Consider the following 13,603-nt stretch of genomic DNA (forward strand, 5'->3'; position numbering starts at 1 on the left):
GATCTGATGGTCTCCCCTTGCGGGACGGTCCTTGCATCTCGCGCAGTAGCTCGACATGGTCAAGATGGGGCGCGTCGCTTCGGACGGCAAGAAGCTAGAGGCCAGAACGCCTCCAAGCAAGGGACCCACGTAGCCCGGCATCACCGCAGGCCATGGGCTGCTCCGTTGTTCTTTCGGCGCGTACTACCCCTTTGAGGTGCTCCGGCTGGAGACAGGGGACGGTCAGCTGCGATCGCTGTGCCGGGCCAGCCGGTTGAGGAGGGCGACGGACTGCGCGAGCTGTTGCTGTTCGGCGGGGGACAGCTCTGCCCTGATGGCTTCGGCGAGCCAGTCGGCTCGGCGGCCGCGACGTGCCTGGAGTGCCTGCAGGCCCGGATCGGTCAGCATGACGAGGACTTTGCGCCTGTCGTCCGGGTGGGGCTTTTGGCGGACGAGGCCTCGTTCCACGAGTTGGCTGACGACCCGCGCAGCCGACTGGTGGCGGATCTGCTGCCGGGCCGCCAGCTCGCTGGTGGTCATGGGCCCTTCGCGGTCGAGGAAGCCCAGCACCGCGGCCTGCGCCTGCGGCATGGCATCGGTGGCCCGTGCGCGCCGCACCAGGTTTCCGACGACGGCTCGCAGGTCGCTCGCGATCTCCTGCTCGTTCACGGCATCACCGTACCCGCAGAACAGACATACAGCCATGCTGTACAGTCTGGCTGTATAAATGGAGGGGAGACCAGTCATGCAGATCACCTCACTGGGGCACTCCTGCGTACGGCTGCAGCACCAGGGCTGCACCGTCGTCATCGACCCCGGCTGTTTCAGCGATCCGGACGCACTGGAGGGAGCCGACGCGGTGCTCGTCACACATGAGCACGTAGACCACTTCGTCCCCGACCGGCTGCGGGAGGCTGGCGGCGACATCGACATTTGGACCAACCCGGCGGTCGCCCGCCACCTCGCTGACCTCGGCGGGCGCGTCCATACCGTCCGGCACGGTGACGCGTTCGACGTCGGCCCACTGGAATTCCACGTGTACGGGGAAAAGCACGCCACCATCCACCGCGACTTCGCCGAGTTCGACAACGTCGGCTTCCTGGTCGACGGAGTCTTCCACCCGGGCGACGCGCTCACCGTCCCGGAGGAGGAGGTGCGCACGCTCTTCGCGCCGGCCGGTGCGCCGTGGGTGAAACTGGCCGAGGTCGTCGACTACGTCAGGGAGGTCGGACCCGGCGAGGTCTTCCTCGTTCACGACGCGGTGCTGAGCCCCCCGGCGCTGAGTGCCCACACTCAGATCCTGACCGGCTTGGTCGGCGGACCGCACGGCCCGGCCGTCCGCACCTGGTCCGCAGGCGACACAGTGGGCCTGTCCGGAGCCGGGGGCGCCTCGAGCTAGGCGGTTCCACGGATCTGACAGCGACCGGGCCGAGGCGGAGGGAGATACCTCGGCCCGGGAGGCAGCAGGGGAGAGGGCGCGCCTGCATGCGGCGCGGCTTCGCCTTCCCCTGTCGGGCTCGTAAAGTCCTCGCCGTGGGTGGGAGGGCGCGGGCAAGACCCTTCAGCGGTTCTGGCTACCGCCACGACAGCGAACGTCTGTTCCAACTAGTGCTGTGACCGCGCAAGTTCACCGGGTTGCTGGTTCGAGCGATTGGATGGCGGTGACGTCCGTTCCGACCGCTGGAGTTGTGGTGGCACGGTCAGACATCCGACCCTGGGCGAACAAGAAAAAAGTCAAACTGTGCTTCACCCCGACCTAGGCCCCCTGAGCCAGCCCGATCGAGGCGCACTTCAGGCCGCTGCGGCAGTTCACCCTGGCGAACTCGAACCATCGCAGCCACCCAGCGCAGACTCAGGCGCTGCATCGTTACCTGCGCTGGCGCAACGCCAACGCTCGCCACGCCGACGTTCTCGCCGCACAACGCCGAGAACGCGCGCGTATCCGCAGCGAGAAGGGTGTCCGCTGGAGCGGACAGCGTCTCTGCTCGGTGGCCTGACCGCTCAAATCTCAATTCGACGAAAATACAGGGCCGGGCGTCAGGCAGACTGCAGAGGCGGGGCCTGCCTTGTGATCGCGGCGGCCGGCAGCAGATTGTCCGGTTCGGCGCCAGGGTCTGCGGTGACGACGACTCCGGCCGACCGAAGGTCGAACCCGGTCGGCCAGACCGTGAGGTCGCTCGCCAGTGCCCCCTCCAGATTCGCCTGCCTCAAGTCTGCGCCGCTGAGGTCGCAGCCTCGAAGGTCGGCCAACCGCAGGTCCGCACCGGCGAACACGGCGTCATGAGCGCGTGCCTTGCGCAGGTTCGCCTCCCGCAGGTCCGCACGCGAGAAGTCCGCCTCCCGCACATCGGCCTTGACCAGGCGCGCGCCGCGCAGGTCCGCTTCGATGCAGCGGACCTGGCGGAGGATCGAGGTTCCGAGTTCGGCATGACGCAGGTTGGCGGCTATCAGTGACGCCTTGCTCAAGTTGACCTGGTAGACACTTGCCGCCTCCAGGCACGCGCCGTCGAGGTTGACTCCTTGCAGCCACAGCCCGTCGCAGTCAGCTCTTCGCAGGTCGGTCATGCTGACGTTCAGCCAGTCCGGGCGTGGTTCCTGGCGCAGGACCCCGAGACACGTCAGCGCCGTCTGAGCATCCGCGGCGCGGGTCTCCAACGGCCGCACCGAATTGATCGACACGTCCGTCGCCGGGGAGCCCGGCTCCCGCGGCGGCCAGGGCAGGTGCGTACGAAGATACGCCGCCATGATGGAGACGACCGCCTCATGATCGCGGACGGAATGGTCGGCGATCCGCCACAGCGCGTAGATGCCCCCGATCCGTACGTCCAGCTTGTCGCTGCCGAGTTGGTCCACGGCCCGGCTGAAGCGATCGGTGACCTGTCCCTCCCGGGTCGCGTTCAAACCGTCCTGGCTGACGCGCACCTGGCGCCATGTCGCGTAGGCACCGAACAGCACGACCGCGCCGCCCATGGCTTGCAGCAACGTGCCGCGCACGTTGTTCACCGCGTTCAACCGCTCCGCGGCGGCGATGTGGCCACCAGCGAGATCGTGGTCGACCATCAGCCCCGGAAGAATCAGGAGCACAACGCCCAGCACGGCGAACAGGCCCAGTGCGGCCGTCGCGACGGCAACGGTGCGAGTCGGACGCGAGCGGCCACGAACGGATGCCCCCATAGATATTGGATCTTAGGGCAGAGCTGAACCCGGTCAACCCACGCGGTCACAGCACTAGCCGCCATCTGGCGAGGGATAGCACTCGAACTCGGCGAGTCCGCCCACCGCCTCCCGTGCTGCGGCTTTCGGCGATACGGCGCCGTACATGCTGCCGCTGCCGCGCGGTGCGCGGCCTCCCCGAGCCTCCGTGCTGCGTTGGATCCGGCTACTTGACCACATCATCTGCGGACCGGACGCGCCCCCGCCCGGGCCGTCGGCCAGAATGAGGGCGGCCGTGATCGGCTTGCCCACCGGTTCGCGGCGAACAGCGAAGCTCCGGCAGACGGCCATCACGATCTCCAGCACGGCGTGCTCGGCGAGGGCCCGGTAGACGCTGGCGACGGATGGGCCCTCTGGTGGGCGGGGCTGGTGCTATGGGGCTTGCGGCGCGGTCATCGCAGGTGTGCGCCGAAGAAGTCCTCCAGGTGCCAGGTGGCGGTGATGCGGCCGTCCTCAACGCGGTGGAACTCCACGGTCACCATCTCGATCCGACGGCCGGTGGGGGCCACGCCCAGGAACTCGCGACCTGGCGGCCCGTCAAGCGGCCCCGTACGGCGGCGAGTCTCCTGCGACGACGACTTCCTCGACCTGGTAGCGCAGGCCCTCGAATACCTTCGTGGAGCATGCGGATGAACTGCTTTTGGCCGTCGGCGCTGCCTGGGTTGCCGGGGACGGGCGGCTGGGGAGTTCGGCAGGGGACCAGGACCTCGTCGTGCAGCGCGGGATCGACGGTGTCGAATGCTTGATAGAAGCGTCGGGCTAGGTCTTCGGTACTGGTTATGGGTGTTCCTTGTGAAGGGTGGATAGTGCCGAGGGCGATGGCTCGGTGGGGACGGGCAGGGCAGTAGGACGCCTGGGCGGTGCTATCGAAGACGAACCGGAGGAGATGCATGTCTCCGCCGCGGGTCCCGGCTGCTATCGCCTGCGCGTCCGCGCTAGCGGCCCCGACCAGGGCGCCGAAGTCATCGGCCTCGACGTCGACGACGACCCGGTCGAGGAGTACCTCATCCAGCCCTGGCACGCACCCCAGGCACCGGAAACCCGCCACAAGATGAGCGACGCCCACGGAGCGGAAGTTCGCGCCCGAACGTAAGCCCACGCGTCACGGTTTGCACGCACGACTGACGGTCGAGTTTCTGAGCCAGAAGACCCAAGAGAACCTGGCCGTCGAGAACCTGGCCGTCCCCGCCCCCTGCGGCCCAAGTTTCGCGAGTCCCTTGCTACCGTCCCCGAAGAACGGATCGGCGCTGTAAGCGGCGGATCGGTTCTTCGGTCTCATTCATAGCGGCCAGAGGGCGCTATTGGGTCAGGCCGAAGATCTGGCTCAGCAGGTCGTCCATCGCGTCGCGGATGTGCACCAGTTGCTGCCGCTCTATCCCGCGCTGCGCGGCGACAGCCGCCGTGTGATCCGGTCGAACAGCTCCGTCAGCGGCTCGCCGACGTCCCGGCCGAACTCGGTCAGCCCATAGGTGACCTGGGGCGGCGTCGTCGGCTCGACCTCCCGCCAGACCAGGCCGTCGTGGACCAGTGCGCGCAAGGTCTGGGCGAGCATCTTCTCGCTGATGCCCTGGATGCTCTCGCGCAGCTCGTAGAACCGAAGGTCGTTGCTCCGCAAGGAGATCAGCACCCAGATGCCCCACCTGCTGGTCACATGGTCGACCACATCGCGCGCGGGGCAGTCGGTGTGAAACACGTCATACCGCTGCCCCGCCTCGGCCTGTCTGTGCTGCACGCCTCCCGCCATGCCATGAGCTTACCTAAAGGTATGTCCTTACCGAAAGTTAGTCCACGCTCCTAGCGTGAAGTCCCCAGAGGACATCTGACAAGGAGCTGATCGTGATTGCGGTGACCGGGGCTACCGGGAATATCGGCCGACCGTTGACGCAGGCGTTGGTCGAGGCGGGTCAGCAGGTGACGGCGGTGTCACGGCACACGGCGGCGGTGCCGAAAGGCGTCCGCCACGTGGCGGCCGACCTGGCTAAACCGGCCAGCCTCAAGCCCGCGCTGGCCGGGGCGAAGGCGTTGTTCCTGCTGCTGTCGGGCGGCCTGCACGCCACTGGAGCCAACCCTGCCGACATCGTCAGCGAGGCTGCGGTCAGCGGGGTCCGCCGGGTCGTCCTGCTCTCCACGCTGGGCGTGGTGACCAGGCCCTTCGGCCCAACGCGGATCGCGATGCGTGCGTTGGAGGACATGCTTCGGGAGTCCGGCCTGGAGTGGGTCATCCTGCGGCCGGGCGGCTTCGCCTCCAACGCCCTGTGGTGGGCCGAGTCCGTCCGCGCGCAACAGGTCGTCGCCGCGCCCTTCGGCGACGTGGGGGTGCCGATCATCGACCCGGCGGACATCGCCGCGGTCGCGGCGGCCTGCTTGCTGGATGACCGGCACATTGGCGGCGTGTACGAGCTGACTGGCCCGGAGGTGATCACTCCGCGCCAGCAGACGGAGGCCATCGCCGCTGCGCTGGGTTCGCCGGTGAGGTTTCACGAACTCACCCGCGACGAGGCCAAGGCCGCCATGACCCGGAGCATGCCGGCGGAACTCGCCGACGACACTCTGGACATCCTCGGTTCCCCGAGCCCGGCAGAGTTGCGCATCAGCCCGGACGTCCAGCGGGTCCTCGGCCGCGCCCCGCGCTCCTTCGCCGACTGGGCCGCCCGCAATCTCGCCGCGTTCCGCTGAGACTGCTCAGTGCCGCCGGAACTGCTCTTCGTGCTCGGCGATTCACTGCTGAACCGTCTAAGGGGGGCCAGCCACTGTCGGCGCAACTCGCCAGCAGAGATGGCGTGTTCGTTCTAGGTGATCGCCTGACACCCGCACCACCGTCGGTGGCCCCGGGCGCCTGTCGGGGGCCACCGCCGTAGCTTGGCACTCGCCCGCACGTCGTGAAGGGAGACACGTGAGCCGTCCCGAGCCGGTCGCAGCACGGGTGCGTTCCGATGTGCCCTGGGGGCTTAAGGCTCCCGCGGGAGCGGCTGTGCGCGTGGCGTCAGCGTGCGAACTTTTCGATGGCCTCCGGAGTGACGGGGGTGAAGAAGTTGACGAGGTTGCCGTCGGGGTCTCGGAACAGCAGCGACCGGTTGCCCCAGGGCATCGTGGTGGGCTTGTTGACGAAGTCGGTGACGAAGCCGGTCAGGTTCTGGTGAACGCGGTCCACGTCGTCGACGAGGAACTCGGTGATCACGCTGTGGTTGTCTGCCGGGCGGGCAGAGCCCGGGGCGAACAGCGGGACGGTGCGGGCGCTGGCGATCGCGAGGGTTGCGCCCGCGGTCTTGAGTTCGGCGAAGTCCTCGGTGGCCCACGTCGCCCGCGCCCCTGTGGCTCGCTCGTAGAAGTCGACGAGGCGTGCGACGTCGCTGGTGATGATGCGGATCGAGACGAAGTCCATGGGAATCTCCTTGGCTGTGCTGGAGGGTGCACGTCGCAGGCTAGGAGAAATAGTGGACAGAATCGGTCCTGTATCCCGCGCTAGGCTGCGGACATGCCTCGACCCACCGGCCGCGTGCTGACGCTCCTGGAGCTGCTGCAGTCCGGCGGCACCCGGACGGTGGCGGAACTCGCCGACCGTCTCGGCGTCGAAGGGCGCACTGTGCGGCGGTATGTGGACCAGCTGATCGACCTGGACGTGCCCGTGGAGTCGGTGCGCGGCCGCTACGGCGGGTACCGGCTGGCTCCCGGGTACCGCTTGCCTCCGCTCATGCTCAGCGACGACGAGGCGCTGGCCGTGCTGCTCGGCCTGGTTACGGGCCGCCGGGCAGGGCTGACGACGACGGAGCGCACGGCAAGTGAGACGGCGTCGGCGAAGATCAGGCGGGTACTGCCCAAGCACATCGCCCGCCGGCTCGACACACTCCTGGAAGCCCTCGCCTTCACGGATCAGCCCGGCGAGTTGGACCACCCGGACGCTGGGGTCCTGCTCACCATCGCCGATGCGGTGCGTCACCGCCGACCCGTCTCGATCCGCTACACCGACCGCGACGGACGGCGCAGCGAACGCACACTGCAGGCGTACGGGATCGTCGCCCATGCGGGCCGGTGGTACGTCACGGGCAAGGACGCCCAGCTCGGCGAGGACCGAACCTTCCGGCTCGATCGCATCGCAGACGCGCGGACCCTGCCCGGCTCATTCGAAGCGCCCCCGGGTCCCGCTCCAGCACAGCGCGTGTTGTCAGGATTCGCCACGGCCGAGTACCGGCATGAGGTGACCTTGCGGATCCACGGGACAGTTGAGCAGATTCGCGCGCACCTCCCCGCCAGCGTCGCGAGCCTGGAAGAGCACCAGCCTGCGCCCGCCCAGGACCCGGCGGCCGAGCGCTGGCTGCGCGTCGAGCTACGGGCGGAACGGCTCGACTGGTTGCCCCCGGTACTCGCCGCACTCGACCGGCCGTTCGTCATCGAGCGCCCCGATGAACTCCGCGACCTCGTCATCGCGCTCGCCGATCGCCTCACGTCCTACGCCCGCCAAGCCTGACAGCGAGGAACCAGTGTCATGAGACGGCACAGCAGGCGGCGAACCCACATGTCCGCCGCCTGTGGACCGGGGATCGTTTGACCGATCTCTCGTTGCGGAAGCGGTGGTTACCGGAACCTGTTCATAACTCCTCTCCCGATCAGGTGCGTTAAGGGGGGGGGACTGCCGATTCCTGTTAAGAGTCACGCTGTGGCGTGCGTATGTGGGGCGAGGGCGTCTTAGCGCCACGCTACGAGCGAGGAACTGCCAAGGATGCTCCTGGAGATCGCCGAGTGCGTTTCGGCTGGCATTGGTGTCAGCCATGCGGTGCGCGGCGCGGTCGCCGCCACCGGCTGGCCAAGACGCGCCGTCGCGAACGCCGCGCACCGTTCGCTTCAACGGAGGTGGCGTCACAGCTGGTTCACCGTCTGCCGCTGGGGACGGTCGTCCATTGCCAGGTAACCGATGGCAGCACGTTGATCGCGGGGCGCAGTCTTCCACAACGAACAGGGCGTGATGAGCCGCGTCCTCCAGCGCATGCTGGACCGTCTCGACGCGTCAGCGGATTTTTGGCGCCGCGTTCCGTTCCGCAGTCATCTGGCGCGGAACGGGCTGAGCGCTCTCGAGCCCTTCGGGGTGCCCAGGCGGCGCCGGTGGGTGGCCAGGAGCCGGGCCAGGAACTTTCCGACGTGGAGCGGGACGTCGAGCGTGGCAGCATAGGTGACCAATGTGAAGCCTCTGGTTGTCGTAGTGAAGGAGCGAGATGCAGGCGTTGAGACTCGGCCCCACAAGCCATGAGCGAGTTGTGCTCTTCGCCGCCGGAGCAGGTGGCGATCCGGAGCGTTACCGACCCCTCCTGGAGTATCTAGCAGCCCACGATTGCCAGGTCATCGCGCCCCACTTCGAGCGCCTTGTCGCGCGGGAGGCGACCACGGCTGAGCTGCTCACGCGTCCGGTCGGGCTGGTCGAGGCGCTCGACCGATGGGCTTCTCCAGGCGCAGCGGTTGTGGTGGTCGGCCACTCCATCGGTGGATGGGCTGCCCTCTGCCTCGCCGGTGCGACGCCCTGGGGGCGGGACGGCAAGCCACTGGATGTGCCACGAGAGCCACGTGTCAGCCGTCTCGTCTTGTACGCGCCCGCAGCCGGTTGGTTCGCCGCTCCGGGCGCCTTGGACGCGGTGACGCTGCCGCTGCTCGTCTATGCGGGAGAACTGGACACCATCACGCCCGTCGAGCAGGCCATCCACTTGAAGAGCGCACCGGCCGAAGTCGACCTTCGCGTCGTGCCGAAAGCCGGTCACTTCAGCTTCATGCATACGCCCCCGCCCGGCACGGCCGACGATGACGCCTTCGACCGTGGCCGGTTCCTCACCGACCTCGCACAAACGACCATGGAGTTCGCCACCGCGCCCTGATACGCCGGGTGAGGCAGTCTTTCGCACCCATCACAGTCAGCCACCCGGCCTACCGGGGTCCCCAAACACCGAGCGTCAGGTGGTCAGCGCAACGAGCAGGCCAGCGGCCAACTGCGCACTGTATGAGCCAAGTCGGGTCCTACCAGGGGCTGCACGTTCGTCTGCAGTCAGCCCTACATCAGAGATCATTTCGCTGAGAAATCCTCACTGATCCACAGCAGCCAGTAGGTTCGTCTCACCGGAGCTGGTACGGAGAGAGGCTGTTGGGGTGCTTACGCTGACGGAGATTGCTGAGAATCCCCTGTATCTGACGCGCCGTCTGAAGACTCATGGCGGTCCGGATGTCATCTTCCGGCCCCTGACGCACGCCGACACAGGGCACTTGGCCGGGTTCCTCGCGGCTCTGTCCCCCGAATCGCGGAGGTTCAGCACCTTCGACGGGTACGACCTGGCGACCGCCCGGGAGCTGTGTGACGCGATCGCACGCTACGACAAGCTCAGGCTGGTGCTCGAGGAAGCACCATCCAGCAGGATCGTCGGCCTGCTCGAATTCAGCCTCGATCTGACTCCCGAGGACATCGCGCGCTACCGGGACGCGGGCATCCACCTCGCCGAGACGACTGACTGCCGCTTCGGCCCCACTCTGGCTGACGATTACCAGGGCCGGGGCGTCGGGACGCTCGTCTCCCCGCTTATCACGGAGGTAACACGGCTGCTCGGCAGGACGAGGATCATCCTGTGGGGCGGCGTCCGCGCCGACAATCCTCGTGCCATCCGCTACTACGAGAAGAACGGCTTCCAACCGGTTGGCCGCTTCACCGAGGCGGACGGCTCTCTGTCACTTGACATGATGCTGGACCTGCGCCCAGTGCCGGAGCCGGCAGGGCTCCTGACCTGACACAGCCACTCGTAGGAGCGCCCGCCGACCCTTCGCAATCCGGCCGGCGACGCGCAACAGTAGCCGCCCAGCAGACCACCCACTCGCATGCCCCGCGGTGGGCGATTCACGTGGCCACCGCCTCGGGACGCTCGACGAGCTGGCCGCGTTCGAAGCGGGCTCCGGCGTGCACGAGCGGGACGTGGTGGGGCCGTTGACGGCCCGCCACCGGGCCTGGACCGACTCGACAAGCTTGAGCACATCGCGAGCCCGGCGGCGCGGGCGTCGGCGTCCTTGGTGACCTTGGTGCGGAGCCGGACCGTGGCGAAGGTCGACTCGACCGGGTTGCCCGCGCTGGCGCCCGACGCGGTCTCGGCGGTCACCGGGTGCGAGCACCTGGCCGGACTGCCCTGCGACTTCCGCAGGCTCACCGACCCCGACGACGGAGACCTGCGGGTGGCGGCGCTGCTGCTGCGCCCCCGGATCTGCTCGCTCTCTCACCGACCTGAACCGCGCCGCGCTCGTCCTCGTCCAGCGCACGCAAGCCGACCCGATCGGCGCAGGCTGACGCCCGGCCGACCTCGTCAGTCGGTAACCACGAGGATCTGCGGCGAGGCGTCCTTGACGCGTGTCTTGAGCCACTTGATCTGGGTCAGTGTCTGCTGGTGGAGCCCGGAGACGTCCTCCAGCAACTCCTGGTCGCGCACTGCCTGGGCTACCTGGGCGAGCATGATCCAGTGAATGTTGACCGCTTCGGCTTTCAGGTAGAGCTGCCGCAGGTCGCGCAGGAGCAGCAGTCCGGATTCGGGGCGGCGAGCGAAGGTCTCCGAGGCCTTGTGCCGCAGCGACCCTGCGGCCGAGGCGAGAGCGTCGGACCGTTTGGGGGCCGAGATGTCCTTGCCGAAGCGTTGGGCCCAGGCGCGGATCCGCTCGGCGTGCTGGTCGCACTGGGCGGCCAGGGTGTGACAGGGGTAGTGGGTGCCGTGGTCGGTGGACTGCCGCTCGGCGACCCCGCGGTATTCGTCGGCCAGGCCGGTCTCGGCGTCGTGGAGTTCCTCCAGCAGCTTGCCGATCTTGTTCATGACGCGCCCCTCGCCGTGCCGCCTGCCGTGCCCCTCGCCGTGCCGCCTGCCGTGCCCCTCGCCGTGCCGCCTGCCGTGCCGTCGTCGCGGGTGGCTGACAGGCCCGGCTCGGTGATCACGACGGGTCGGCCGCCGACTGCCGCGTCGGCGATCTTCTGTACGCGCACGGCGGTCACCTTGTAGATCGGCTGCTTGGAGACCGGGTCCCACTCTGTGCGGGTGAGTTCGTTGGCCGCTCGGTTGTGCCGGTCGGGGTCGGCCTGGTCGAAGTAGCCGTAGTGGAACGGGACGAACACCACCCCGGGCCTGTGTCCCCGCAGGACGGCGGGGACCTCGATTGCGCCGCGGCGGGAGCGGACCCGTACCAAGTCACCGTCGGCGATGCCTAGTTGGGCGGCGTCATCGGGGTGGAGTTCCGCCCATGCGTCCGGGGCGGCGGCCTGTAGTTGCGGTGCTCGGGCTGTCTTGGTGCGGGTGTGCCAGTGGTACACCTTGCGGCCGGTGGTGAGCCGTAGCGGGTACTCGTCATCCACCGGCTCGTGCGGCGGCAGATAGTGGGCCGCTTTGATGACCGCCCGCCCGTCCGGATCGTGCGCCCGGTACTCGTCTGCTTCGTTCTGCGCACCGGTCACCAGGTCGTGCCCGTAGTCCTCGCAGATGTCGGGGGCGGTGAAGAAGTCGTGGTTGGTGTAGAGCCGCTCGGTTCCGCCGGGGGCCTGCTCGGTGCAGGGCCATTGCACGCCGCTGCTGTCGCGCAGCTTGTCGTAGGTCAGGGCGCTCTGGTCGCAGGGACGGCCGCGGGTGAGCTCGGTGAAGTCCCGCCAGGCCTCCTCGGGGCACGTCCAATTCACCAGCGGCTGACCGTCGTTGTCCGTGAACTCCATGCGACGGGCGTACTCCAGCAGGATCTCGAAGTCGCTCCTGGCCTGGCCGGGCGGATCGACGGCTTGCTCGGACAGGTGCACGGTGCGGTCGGCGTTGGTGTAACAGCCGGTTTTCTCACCCCACATGGCAGCGGGCAGGACCACGTCGGCCAGTGCGGTGGTCTCGGTGGGAAAGGCGTCGCTGACCACCAGGAAGAGCCGGTCCTGCCCGTAGATGGCACGGATGCGGTGCAACTCGGGCAGGGACACGGCCGGGTTGGTGCCGGTCACCCACAGAAAGCGGATCGAACCGTCCTCGCAGTGCCGGAAGATTTCCATCGCGTGAGTGGGCGGCGCCCAGTGCGGGATCCGCGACGCATCGATGTTCCAGGCGTCGGCCAGTTCGCGGACGTGGACGTCGTTCTGCCAGTTGCGGAAACCCGGCAGGGCGCCGTTGGCACCGGTCTCGCGGGTGTTCTCGGCAGTGGGCTGACCGTTCATCTGGAACACCGTGCACCCGGGGCGGCCGATCATGCCGCGCAGCAGGTTGACGTTGTTGACCTGCACGGCGGCCGCGGTCGCCTGGTGGGACTGGTAGACGCCCTGCAGCACGGTGGAGACCAGGCGACTGCCGGTGCCGATGATGCGGGCGGCCTCCCGGATCGCCTCGGCGGGGACCGCGCAGACCTCAGCCGCCCGCTGCGGCGGGTAGTCCGCCACCACCTGTGCCAACTCCGGGAAGCCGGTTGTGTGGGCGTCCACGAAGGCGCGGTCGATCCAGTCGTGGGTGATCAGCTCGCCAAGGATGGCGTTGAGGACGGCCACGTTGGTGCCGGGCCGGATGGCCAGGTGCACGTCGGCCTCGCGGGCCGTCGGGGTCTGACGGGGGTCGATGACGACCACCCGGGGGCGGTCCGGGCCGCGTAGCCGGTCCAGCATGCGCGACCACAGGACCGTCTGGGTCTCGGCCGCGTTGTGCCCGACGAGGAAGAGTGTGTCGCACAGGTCGATGTCGGTGTACGAGCCGGGGTTGCCGTCGCTGCCGAAGCTCTCGACCAGCGCCCACTCGGCCGTCGCCGTGCACAGCCGGGTGTTGCCGTCCAGGTGAGGGGTACCGATGCCGCCGCGGGCGATCAGCGTCTGGGCGTAGTACTCCTCGGCGAACAGCTGGCCGCTGGTGTAGAACGCCGTCGCCAGCGGTCCGTGCTCGGCCAGCACTTCCTTCGACCGGGCGACGATCACCTCCATGGCGGTCTCCCAGTCCGTCGGCCGCAGTTCCGCGCCGACGCGTACCAGGGGCTGGGTGAGCCGCTCGCGGGAGTTGTTCGCCTGCCAGCCGAAAAGGCCCTTGGGACCCAGCCGACCGTGGTTGACGCGGTCCGCGGCGCGGCCCCGCACCCCCACGATGCGCCCGTCGGCCACCGCGACGTCCATCCCGCAGCCGTTGGAACACAACACGCAGGCCGACGGCACCCACCGCTCGACACGCTCCGCAGGGACGGTGAGGAACTGATCGACACGCTGCGGCCACCGTTCCCCGGCAGCGAACGGCGTGCGCTCACCCCACACATCAGCGATCCGGTCGGCCATAGCACCCGTCCCTTCCACGGCCGCGGAGGCTTCGATCCCGTCGTGGTCCCACCGCGACTGGCGCCTTCCAGCGGGTCACGGGTACCCCGCCGTCCGGGCGAGGCAAACCGAGCCCGCCAGTGCGCGCTACGCCGACCGTGA

Annotated in this window: 14 protein-coding genes and 2 pseudogenes; 7 read left to right on the forward strand and 9 right to left on the reverse strand. The window is 68.4% G+C overall.

Translation table 11 applies throughout. The features are described 5' to 3' along the window. Window positions 1–222: 222 nt before the first annotated feature. Window positions 223–684: a MarR family winged helix-turn-helix transcriptional regulator gene (locus NON19_RS22545; RefSeq protein ID WP_255930709.1), complete on the reverse strand. Its 462-nt coding sequence runs from the start codon at window positions 682–684 to the stop codon at window positions 223–225. 40 nt (window positions 685–724) lie between these two features. Here NON19_RS22545 and NON19_RS22550 point away from each other — a divergent pair, with 40 nt between their 5' ends. Then, on the forward strand, window positions 725–1,378 hold the full coding sequence (locus NON19_RS22550) for an MBL fold metallo-hydrolase (RefSeq protein ID WP_255930711.1): 654 nt from the start codon (window positions 725–727) through the stop codon (window positions 1,376–1,378). Between the two features lie 307 nt (window positions 1,379–1,685). Continuing rightward, window positions 1,686–1,976, forward strand: a pseudogene (locus NON19_RS22555) (IS630 family transposase); the annotation flags it as partial. Between the two features lie 40 nt (window positions 1,977–2,016). On the opposite strand, the gene NON19_RS22560 reads toward NON19_RS22555, so the two are convergent. From NON19_RS22560 to NON19_RS22570, 3 genes are all read right to left on the reverse strand, one after another. After that, the gene (locus NON19_RS22560; protein WP_255930713.1) at window positions 2,017–3,153 is read right to left on the reverse strand and encodes a pentapeptide repeat-containing protein; all 1,137 of its coding nucleotides are present in this window, start codon (window positions 3,151–3,153) and stop codon (window positions 2,017–2,019) included. A gap of 54 nt (window positions 3,154–3,207) precedes the next feature. Continuing rightward, window positions 3,208–3,498, reverse strand: a complete 291-nt coding sequence (locus NON19_RS22565; protein ID WP_255930714.1) for a hypothetical protein — start codon at window positions 3,496–3,498, stop codon at window positions 3,208–3,210. Between the two features lie 86 nt (window positions 3,499–3,584). Further along, a complete protein-coding gene (locus NON19_RS22570; protein WP_308213718.1) occupies window positions 3,585–4,037 on the reverse strand; it encodes an ester cyclase in 453 nt (150 codons plus the stop codon). A gap of 41 nt (window positions 4,038–4,078) precedes the next feature. On the opposite strand from NON19_RS22570, the gene NON19_RS22575 reads away from it, so the two are divergent. Then, window positions 4,079–4,285, forward strand: a complete 207-nt coding sequence (locus tag NON19_RS22575; RefSeq protein ID WP_255930716.1) for a hypothetical protein — start codon at window positions 4,079–4,081, stop codon at window positions 4,283–4,285. Window positions 4,286–4,564: 279 nt separating this feature from the next. Here NON19_RS22575 and NON19_RS22580 read toward each other — a convergent pair whose 3' ends face one another. Beyond that, a complete protein-coding gene (locus NON19_RS22580; RefSeq protein WP_255930718.1) occupies window positions 4,565–4,936 on the reverse strand; it encodes a winged helix-turn-helix transcriptional regulator in 372 nt (123 codons plus the stop codon). A 92-nt stretch (window positions 4,937–5,028) separates the two neighbouring features. On the opposite strand from NON19_RS22580, the gene NON19_RS22585 reads away from it, so the two are divergent. After that, window positions 5,029–5,868, forward strand: a complete 840-nt coding sequence (locus tag NON19_RS22585; RefSeq protein WP_255930720.1) for an SDR family oxidoreductase — start codon at window positions 5,029–5,031, stop codon at window positions 5,866–5,868. A gap of 307 nt (window positions 5,869–6,175) precedes the next feature. Here NON19_RS22585 and NON19_RS22590 read toward each other — a convergent pair whose 3' ends face one another. After that, window positions 6,176–6,574: a VOC family protein gene (locus tag NON19_RS22590; protein ID WP_255930722.1), complete on the reverse strand. Its 399-nt coding sequence runs from the start codon at window positions 6,572–6,574 to the stop codon at window positions 6,176–6,178. Between the two features lie 93 nt (window positions 6,575–6,667). Here NON19_RS22590 and NON19_RS22595 point away from each other — a divergent pair, with 93 nt between their 5' ends. From NON19_RS22595 to NON19_RS22605, 3 genes are all read left to right on the forward strand, one after another. After that, window positions 6,668–7,657, forward strand: a complete 990-nt coding sequence (locus tag NON19_RS22595; RefSeq protein ID WP_255930723.1) for a helix-turn-helix transcriptional regulator — start codon at window positions 6,668–6,670, stop codon at window positions 7,655–7,657. 784 nt (window positions 7,658–8,441) lie between these two features. Further along, complete coding sequence (locus NON19_RS22600; protein WP_255930724.1) at window positions 8,442–9,050, forward strand: alpha/beta hydrolase family protein; 609 nt, start codon at window positions 8,442–8,444, stop codon at window positions 9,048–9,050. A 268-nt stretch (window positions 9,051–9,318) separates the two neighbouring features. After that, window positions 9,319–9,948, forward strand: coding sequence for a GNAT family N-acetyltransferase (locus NON19_RS22605; RefSeq protein WP_255930725.1), 630 nt, complete (start codon window positions 9,319–9,321; stop codon window positions 9,946–9,948). Between the two features lie 106 nt (window positions 9,949–10,054). On the opposite strand, the pseudogene NON19_RS22610 reads toward NON19_RS22605, so the two are convergent. The 3 genes and pseudogenes from NON19_RS22610 to NON19_RS22620 form a co-directional block, all read right to left on the reverse strand. Continuing rightward, window positions 10,055–10,274, reverse strand: a pseudogene (locus NON19_RS22610) (IS256 family transposase); the annotation flags it as partial. Between the two features lie 237 nt (window positions 10,275–10,511). After that, window positions 10,512–11,009: a hypothetical protein gene (locus NON19_RS22615; protein WP_255930726.1), complete on the reverse strand. Its 498-nt coding sequence runs from the start codon at window positions 11,007–11,009 to the stop codon at window positions 10,512–10,514. Beyond that, complete coding sequence (locus NON19_RS22620; protein ID WP_255930727.1) at window positions 11,006–13,462, reverse strand: molybdopterin oxidoreductase family protein; 2,457 nt, start codon at window positions 13,460–13,462, stop codon at window positions 11,006–11,008. Before NON19_RS22620 ends, NON19_RS22615 begins: the two co-directional genes overlap by 4 nt. Window positions 13,463–13,603: the final 141 nt, after the last annotated feature.

This window comes from Streptantibioticus rubrisoli (genome assembly GCF_024436055.1).
In the GTDB taxonomy this organism is placed as follows: domain Bacteria; phylum Actinomycetota; class Actinomycetes; order Streptomycetales; family Streptomycetaceae; genus Streptantibioticus_A; species Streptantibioticus_A rubrisoli.